We start from the raw sequence: 8,546 nt of genomic DNA on the forward strand, positions 1-8,546 counted from the left end.
GAAGAGCTGATCGATCCCCTTTAACTCTCCTCCTAACTCCATTGGAATTAGAAATCTTAAAATTCCTTGATTGATAAGACTCTGCGCCTCACGTGGGAAGCTTGAGTTCTCATCATCCTCTAGGATTGAAGGAATAAGACCTTTTCTTGGTCCAAAGATCATTTCAAATTGCTGGTAAAATTCATTCATATTATTTCCAATTCTCAATTCATTAATTGTTCTTTACTATTAGAAGATTCCAAATATCTTCTCTTCTTCCACCAATATGTGGAGTTATAAAAACTTGATCTAATTGACTTAAAACTCCATCTTCAGGATAGGGCTCAGGGTATGTCACATCAGTGAGATAGCAACTCTTATTGTGGGATTTTAAAAAAGAGCATAATTGATTCTCATCAAAGAGCTCACCACGGGCCAAGTTGATAATGACGACATTCTCTCTTAGTTGATTGTAGAAACTCTCGTCCTTTAAAAGCGGCATCGTCTCCTCTGTTAATGGCAGACAGATGATCAAATAATCACACTGAGAAAAGAAGTCTGTTCGTTGAGATAAACTATAAAACTGATCGAGCTGTGAGAGATTCTTTTCAGATCTTGAACATGCAATCACCCTACCAAAGAGCGATCGAGCTAACTTTAGATATTGCTCACCTATATTCCCCAACCCTAGGATACCAAGAGTTTATTCTTAGGTGATTGAGCAATGAGAAAACCATCACGTCGAAGCGACTCATTACCAACTTCTCCTCTTAGGGCCTTCATAGTTAGGAAGAGACCGTGTTCAGCAACTGAAGATGAGTTCACTCCACTAGAAGAAGATAGGCGAAGAGATGACTTATCTGCTATCTTTTGCCAAGAAAGAGGAACTTGTGCTGTCCAAAAATGGACATTTTCTAAATTTGTATTCTTTCTTACCGCCCCCTGAGAAAAGGGCATTCCAATAATCCCATGGCAATCACATAAGTTCTCTCTTAGGCCACTTGTTGATTCTACAAAATGAAAATCAAACTTATTAGCAAATCTCTTTTGCAAGAGTTCTTCATAGCTCTTAGGCATTTTCCAAAGAGGGTCTTTAGAAATATTTGTGACACACACTTTCTTCATGAGAGATTTGCATCCATATAGTTGAGAATGTCCGCCACTGATTTCCAACTTGCCGCAAGTTCTTCATCATCATCTGTCCCAAGCTCATCACTAATCTCGTAGAAGAGATTGACCAGACCAAGTGAGTCTATCCCAAGGTCTTCTTGGATCTTATGCGCGGCCTCTATTTCAGAAGCATTGATTCTCGTAAAGATATCATCTGTATTTGTAATAATTTCTCTAAGTTTAATTAGGGAATCACTCATATTCATCCTTAAGGTATAATTAAATGTCTTTGTTCTAGTTTATTGTAATCTTCTTTATTCTTGGCCAGTGACAAGTAGTGAGCAAGCCTTTCACGAATATCTTCGGTTGCGACAATCTCATCAACAATGCCATTTTCAAGCGCAATCTCAGGCCTTTCATACTTATCAAAATAACTTTGCTCATCAACTTCTATCCCACGCTCTTCAAGCATCGAATGAGCACCATCAAGTCCCATAATGGCCACACGTGAATTTTCAAGGGCCAAGACCACATCCCCGCCTTGATTACGTGTTTGCATCAAGATAAAGGCCGCCGCCCCATAACACTTTCTTACAACCACACTTAATCTTGGAACATTGGTTTGCATCGACTGACATAATTGTGCACCAAAACGCAGAAGACCATGGTGCTCTTGCGCCGAGCCTGGCATAAAACCGGGAACATCAATTAAAGTAATGATCGGAATATTATAAGCATCACATAGTTTTAGAAAACGAGAAGACTTTGAGGCACTTTCGCAATCTAAGGCACCTGCCTTGATAAAACTATTATTGGCCATAATTCCAACAGGGCGCCCTTCTATATAGGCAAAGAGGCAATAGAGACTCGGGCCATAACTATGTTTAAAACTCATAAACTCAGAGTTATCAACAATTGAATTAACTAGTTCAATAATATCAAACGGAGTTTTTGTCTCTCTTGGAATAACGGGAACCTCACCGCTTGCTTGTAAAGCAAGACGCTTTTGAGGATGAGAAATATTTGATTGAGGTAGAAAGCTCACAAGTCTCTTAGCACGAGAGATTTGTGTCGCGATATCTTTGTCAACAAAATCAGCGATACCTGTTTTACTTGCGTGAACCTCACTTCCACCTAGCTCACGAATTGTCGTTTTCTCACCGAGGACCTTTTCAATAACAGCAGGACCAGTCACCATCAGTGTTGACCTGGCCTTGTTAAAGAGAACAAAGTCAGTCATTGTTGCAGAGTATGCCGGCGCCCCCATAGTCGTCCCAATAATCACAGAGATTTGGGGAATCACACCAGAGTATTTAATATTTCTCGTGATAACTTTCGTATAATGATCGCCACTAACGATTCCTTCATCCACAGAGACACCAGGCGATGCCATAAAGGCAACAATGGGAATTTGTTTTTCAAAGGCATGGTCAATGAGATCTGCAATAGCATCAGCCCCTCGGGAACAAACAAAACCTTGATTAACACTTGGTCTGTGAGCATAGAAGGCCACTTGCTCTCCACGAACTTTTGCGATTCCTGTCATCACAGAGACTTCTTCATTACTATAAAGATATTCAAATTTTCCTGAATCAGAAAACTCTTCAATCCATCCAATTGGATTTAATCCTAAACGTCGCGACTTCCTTTTCACCATAGCTCTATTTTAATAATATTAGGGATTTTTGTCATGCTCTAAATAGCGAGAAATACACGACAAAAACACTTAACTGTCTAAGAAATGGACACCCCTTTACATTATTACAACAACCGAGTTTTTAACCCCGATATTTGAGATACTGAATTCACACACACAAAAGAACAAAGAGGTTTGTATGAAAAACGTTATCCTACTTATTGCACTAGTTATTGGTTCTAACATGGCCATGGCCAAAGCACCTGCTGATGACTCATATTCAATTTCACAAGAACAACTTGAGAATACTGAAGGAAAGATTCAGGCCGGGATGATACTTCAAAAGAAGATTCGTATCGACGATATGAAAGTTCAGGTACAAGAACTTCTTATGAGAGTTTCAACAATTGAAAAGATTCAAAGAGAAACGGGAGAGGCCCATGGAACAGATGTGGCCATTAAAGATCTTCTTGAAGCCCAGAGAAAAATCAACTCTCTTCTAGCAGAAGACACAAACCACTCAACTCTTGATGAAATTCAAGAAACACTTTACCACCTAGGTGATGAAGTAGAAATCTTAAGCTTAGACTTATAATATATCTAAAAGGCTAAAAGGTACGCGGGTCCTTTTGCGGGACCCGTCCCTCTTACAATGGCCTCTCAATAAGAGTTTCAGTTAATTCGTTTTCAACTTCTAAATTCTCTACTTCGCTCAAGGCCTCTTCTTCAATTTCACTAATGGCCATATAGTTGTAAGACAGATAAGCTCCTGAGACATAGAAAGAGAGATCTATCACAAACCTCATGACACCTGTACTGGTAGGATTATGCCACTCGGCCATAGGCCCTCTTTTTACCGCTTCATCCCAGGCCTTATCCATTTGTGCTTTTAGGATATTATTGGCATCTCTTGTATCAGGGCTTTGATTATTTTTAAGATAGCTATAGATTTTCTTCCATTCATTTTGGGCATCTACTCGACGAGCAAAAGTGACGAGAAAATTATCTCCTTCGGTTCCTACAATATCTCTCATTAGAAGAACTAACTCCTCTTCACCAGATTCAGAGAAAATAAACCTATCGATATTAGGAAAGTAGCGATGCTTATCTTTGAAGTCGATGAAACCAGTTCTTAGCCATTTTCTAAATTTCGAGTCATTGAGAAATGGAAACTTCTGTAAGACCTTATCAATAATCTGATAGACATATTGGGTTGGTAAACGAGAGGAAATCGTCAACCACTTCTCTAGCATCAGTCTCTTTTTTAAATGCATCACACGTACAATATTCAATTTATTCGCCAGAGCATCCATAGACTCCATCGTTGGTCTTAAGAGATTCTCAGTCTCTCCACAAAGATGGCAACCACTTAAGAGCTTCTTCGGCGAGAGTTTTTCTTGAACCTCTAACGCCTTAGGGTTTCCACCGGCCAGTTGCTTTTCGATATACTTTCTCACCACAGCGTACTCATCATAGCGATCAGCAAGTTTATGAGCATAAGTAATCATGATCTCATTTAAATTCGAGAGATCCTTAACAAGCTTCTTTTTTAGCTTTTTGGAATTGAGGTCAAAATCCTTTTTAGTCAGCTGACTCTTCTTGGTAAGAAGATTGGTCTGCATATAATTTTCTAAGATTTGGCGATGGGCCTCATCTAATTGTTCTGCTGTATCTAAGAACTTTAAAACCTTTTCAATTTCTACCGCTTCTTTAAAAGCACGTCTTGAAATAAAATAAGATGTCTCCGCTTCATAAATTAAAGAGGTGAATTGACGAGCGATAGCAAATGGTGAATCTACATCGAATGCCGTTTTAATAGAAGAAAAGGCACCATTGTGCTTCATTTGTTGAACACTAATTTGGCGATTGCCAGTTTCGGCCCAGAATTTAATCTTCTTATAGGCCTGTCCTTCAAACTTTTGAAACTCAAGAGGATCATTATATTTTGCATACTTCTTGAACTTATTATAGGCCTTAAAGTCTTCTATTGAACGAAAATGAGAAAGTAACTCATGACATGTCAGCTCATTTTGAGAAGCAAGCTTTCGCCCCTTATGAAAATTTGAACAAGACAAACTTGTTAAAGAAAGACCTGATAAGAGTAATAAAGTAATGCTAAATCTTTTCACAAATAATCCCTAGTAAATACCTTGGTCTTATCGGATAAGATCGTAAAAAACTATAGTTTCAAATTAATTATCAATAACTTAGATTGTCTTAAAAGAGCTCAACCCCTATTCTAAGAAGTTTCTCTCCACTAAGACTATTAGATTGTTTAGTGATACTGCGAATAACACCAATTCTACCTTCAATATTTTCCACCGTTGCCCTTTCGGTAAAAATCTTATCTCCAATATTAAGACCGTTGACCTTTAGAGGCCTGGCCAAAAAACCAACACCATCCTTAGAGCTATCGACCATTTGTAGATCTGTGATAAAGTTTGCACTCTTTTGAGATTTGGTCGTGATATCAAGAGACTGATAGCTTCTTAGTCCATACTTAACTCGTGGTTCACAACGGGCCTCTTCAACTTTAATCATCTGAGGTAGACTGATTCTAATTTTTCGTGAACCGATCTTCAGAACTTGGGCCTTAAAAATGGCCTTTCTAAACTCAGCAAAGAAAAAGATTTCTCCAAGCTCAAATTCATCAAAACAGCTCTCTTTAGTGGCCTCTAACTCAAGAACAGACTTATCAATATCCAAATTAATCACAACCCCATCAGCTCGCTCTCTTACCTTTGAATCCCTTTGCCAAATATGTATAGGAAACTTATTTCTAAGTGCCAGCCTTAAAATTGTGGAGATATGCTCCTTCTTTTGAATATCAATTAGCTCTTTTAACTCTCTCATAGAGTTTAATTATCTCAAAAATTGGATTGGCCAGCTATTAAAATAGTTAAGTTATTAAATATAAAGAAGAGAATATGACCTTAGTGCGGCACTTTTTATTGGCAAAAACCAGTGAATTACTTTGCCTATCGTCTAGAGTCCTCTATAATTTAATTCTTAATAGGAACACGAGTCAAAGTAGTGACGAGGTAGTGAACATGAAAGTTCAATTTATTGGTGCCGCACAGACGGTTACAGGTTCTAAAACATATCTCCAAGTCGATAATAAGAAGATTCTTATTGACTGCGGAATGTATCAGGGAATTAAGTCAATTGTAGATAAGAACTACAACCCCTTCTCATTTGATCCAGCTCAAGTACAATTTCTCTTTCTAACCCATGCCCACCTCGATCACTGTGGCATGATCCCTCGCCTCTACAAACAGGGATTCAAGGGAAAAATACTCTGTACTAAAAATACTCGCAAACTTGCTGAAATAATCATGATGGATTCGGCCAGAATCCAGCAATCATCTTTCTTAGATTTTAAAAGAGATAAGAAAGTAAGAAAGAGTCTAAAGAAACAAAGAGAGGCCCTCTACGATGAGAATGATGTTCGCGGGGTACTTGAATGTTTTGAAACCTATGACTTCGATCACAAAATTTCTCTTGGAAAGATTGATCTCACTTTTAGAAAGGCCGGGCATATTTTGGGGGCAAGCAGTTTAGAAATACATAGTAATAATATGACATATTACTTTAGTGGTGATCTTGGAAGAATGAATGATCCTCTAGAGTACGCCCCTTATATACCAAAGAAAGTCGATCACCTCTTTATCGAAACGACTTATGGAGATCGACTCCACGATAAAGAAGACCCCGTTGAAGAGCTAGCAAAGATTCTCAAGGCCAATCAGAAATCACATGGAAGAGTACTCATCCCCTCATTTGCAGTGGCAAGAACACAACTTCTACTCAGGCATCTATATATGCTCTTTGAGAAATATCCCGAGTTGAAACTGCCTATCTATATTGATAGCCCGATGACAAAGAAAGTCACCGATCTCTATCTTCAGGAAAGTGGAGAATTAAGAGTCGATAAGAATACGCTGCAAGATTACTTTTCTATTGCTAAGTTTTTAAAATGGCAAAGTGATTATAAGAAACTCGAAAGAGACCAACATCCTTGTATCATCATTAGCGCTAGTGGAATGCTATCGGGAGGTAAAGTCCTGCAGCATCTTAACACGATAGCGAGAAATGAGAGAAATCACATCGTCCTCGTTGGCTTTCAAGGCGAAGGAACTCTTGGTCGCGACATCTCTCAGGGAATAGATATCGTAAAAACCAAAAGTGGCAAGCTTCCTATTCGAGCAAAAGTTCATCATCTACACACCCTTTCGGCCCATGCTGATAAGCTCGAGCTTGAAACTTGGATTAAGTCAATCGAGTCCGGGCCAACAAATCTCTATCTCATGCATGGAGAAAAAGAAACTGTTGAAAATTTTAAGACCTATATTGATGAAAAATTTAATTGTAAAACAACAATTGCAGTAGAAAATAAAGAAATAGAAATTTAGAGGTATATATATGAAAAAGAGAATCAAAGTCGTAATCACAGGTGGTCCAGGCGGTGGAAAAACGACAGCACTAGATCTTTTTAGAAGAGAGCTCCAAGAACAGGTGGCCGTAGTTCCAGAAGCCGCAACTGTTCTCTTCCAAGGTGGTATTAGCAGAACATGTGATAACGAAACTCTCAAAGTCACTCAGAAAACAATTTTTGAGTTGCAAAAGAATCTCGAAGAAATTCAAGAAAAGGCCAATCCTAATAAACTCCTTATCTGTGATAGAGGAACAATCGATGGCCTTGCTTATTGGCCGGGACAGGAGCACGAATTCTTTGAAATCGTCGATTCAAACTTTGAGGACGAACTGATGAAATACGATGCCGTAATATTCTTTGAAACGGCGGCAAGTAGTGGCAAAGATATCAATAGTAATAATCCGGTAAGAAACGAAACGGCCCAACAGGCCATAGACCTTGATAAGAAATTACAATCAATTTGGTCACGCCATCCAAACTATCACTTTGTCAGTAGCTCAGAGTCCTTTATAAAGAAGATTATGTTTGGAATTATGACAATTGAAAATGTCATTCATCAAAAACTTACTAACGATTAGGAAATCTTTATAATGAAGAACTTTTCCATTAGAAAGAGATGTCAGGATTATGAGCCCTTTGATCTAGTCAAGCTCAAAGAAAGTCTTAAAAAGTCTGGTGCCTCATATTCTATGTGTAATGATATTATCGATGAGATTAGCCCGAAGCTAAAAGATGGAACAACCAGTAATCAAGTCTTCAAACTTGCAAGACAGTCCCTTGCCAAGAAATCAAAAGTTCTTGCTGCAAACTATCACCTTGTTCGCGCAATCTACGAATTAGGTCCAACAGGCTACCCTTTCGAAGTTCTCTGCGCCCAGATGCTTGCAAAGAAGGGTTTTAAGACCGAAGTTGGAAAAATCATAAAAGGCAAGTATGTCTCCCATGAAGTTGATGTCGTCGCAAAACGTGACGATGTCAGTTTACTCTGTGAGTGTAAGTTTCATAATAAGAATACGGGAAAAAGTCATGTCAAAGTCCCTCTTTATATCCACAGTCGCTTTCTGGACATTTTAGAAGAACATGGAAAAAGCTCATATAATGCTTATGCTATTTTTTCTAATACTACTTTTTCAAAAGATGCTATTACCTATGCAGAGGGAGTGAATATCAAACTCTTTTCGATGAATTACCCGAAGAAGAATACTTTTGTTGATCATATTATTCGCTATAAGATCTACCCTATTACCTGTTTAAAATCTCTTCGTAAGCGTGATGCGAATTATTTACTTGATAAGGGTATTGTTGTTATCAAGCAACTCAAAGAAAATATTACTATGCTTGCTCAGCGAGATTTAAACAATAAAGAAATTAATGCTATTCAAAGAG

General features: G+C 38.3%; 11 protein-coding genes. 4 read left to right on the forward strand and 7 right to left on the reverse strand.

What is annotated here, in order from left to right; genetic code table 11:
* From M901_RS10760 to M901_RS10780, 5 genes are all read right to left on the reverse strand, one after another.
* Positions 1-189, reverse strand: a 189-nt coding sequence (locus M901_RS10760) for a hypothetical protein (RefSeq protein WP_021278236.1), incomplete at its 3' end; no start/stop codon positions are given.
* Between the two features lie 22 nt (positions 190-211).
* Positions 212-664: an NAD(P)-dependent oxidoreductase gene (locus tag M901_RS10765; protein ID WP_034721791.1), complete on the reverse strand. Its 453-nt coding sequence runs from the start codon at positions 662-664 to the stop codon at positions 212-214.
* Positions 665-666: 2 nt separating this feature from the next.
* On the reverse strand, positions 667-1,104 hold the full coding sequence (locus M901_RS10770; protein ID WP_021278229.1) for a hypothetical protein: 438 nt from the start codon (positions 1,102-1,104) through the stop codon (positions 667-669).
* Positions 1,101-1,349 carry an acyl carrier protein gene (locus tag M901_RS10775; RefSeq protein ID WP_021278234.1) on the reverse strand — a complete coding sequence of 83 codons (249 nt, stop codon included), beginning with the start codon at positions 1,347-1,349 and terminating at the stop codon, positions 1,101-1,103. The genes M901_RS10770 and M901_RS10775 overlap by 4 nt, the downstream gene beginning before the upstream one ends.
* A gap of 8 nt (positions 1,350-1,357) precedes the next feature.
* The gene (locus M901_RS10780; protein WP_021278230.1) at positions 1,358-2,746 is read right to left on the reverse strand and encodes a carboxyl transferase domain-containing protein; all 1,389 of its coding nucleotides are present in this window, start codon (positions 2,744-2,746) and stop codon (positions 1,358-1,360) included.
* Positions 2,747-2,924: 178 nt separating this feature from the next.
* Between M901_RS10780 and M901_RS10785 the strand changes: the two genes are divergently transcribed.
* Entirely contained in the window at positions 2,925-3,320 is a 396-nt protein-coding gene (locus tag M901_RS10785) for a hypothetical protein (protein ID WP_021278228.1), read from the forward strand.
* Between the two features lie 52 nt (positions 3,321-3,372).
* Here M901_RS10785 and M901_RS10790 read toward each other — a convergent pair whose 3' ends face one another.
* Both M901_RS10790 and M901_RS10795 read right to left on the reverse strand, forming a co-directional pair.
* Entirely contained in the window at positions 3,373-4,854 is a 1,482-nt protein-coding gene (locus M901_RS10790; protein ID WP_021278227.1) for a hypothetical protein, read from the reverse strand.
* An 88-nt stretch (positions 4,855-4,942) separates the two neighbouring features.
* Positions 4,943-5,578 (reverse strand): hypothetical protein, encoded by a 636-nt coding sequence (locus M901_RS10795; protein ID WP_021278231.1) that lies wholly within the window; start codon positions 5,576-5,578, stop codon positions 4,943-4,945.
* 197 nt (positions 5,579-5,775) lie between these two features.
* Here M901_RS10795 and M901_RS10800 point away from each other — a divergent pair, with 197 nt between their 5' ends.
* The 3 genes from M901_RS10800 to M901_RS10810 all read left to right on the forward strand — a co-directional run.
* On the forward strand, positions 5,776-7,137 hold the full coding sequence (locus M901_RS10800) for an MBL fold metallo-hydrolase RNA specificity domain-containing protein (RefSeq protein ID WP_021278233.1): 1,362 nt from the start codon (positions 5,776-5,778) through the stop codon (positions 7,135-7,137).
* A gap of 10 nt (positions 7,138-7,147) precedes the next feature.
* On the forward strand, positions 7,148-7,738 hold the full coding sequence (locus tag M901_RS10805) for an AAA family ATPase (protein WP_021278235.1): 591 nt from the start codon (positions 7,148-7,150) through the stop codon (positions 7,736-7,738).
* Positions 7,739-7,750: 12 nt separating this feature from the next.
* Positions 7,751-8,546, forward strand: a 796-nt coding sequence (locus M901_RS10810; protein WP_021278226.1) for a restriction endonuclease, incomplete at its 3' end; no start/stop codon positions are given.

This window comes from Bacteriovorax sp. DB6_IX (assembly GCF_000447775.1).
Taxonomy (GTDB): Bacteria; Bdellovibrionota; Bacteriovoracia; order Bacteriovoracales; family Bacteriovoracaceae; genus Halobacteriovorax_A.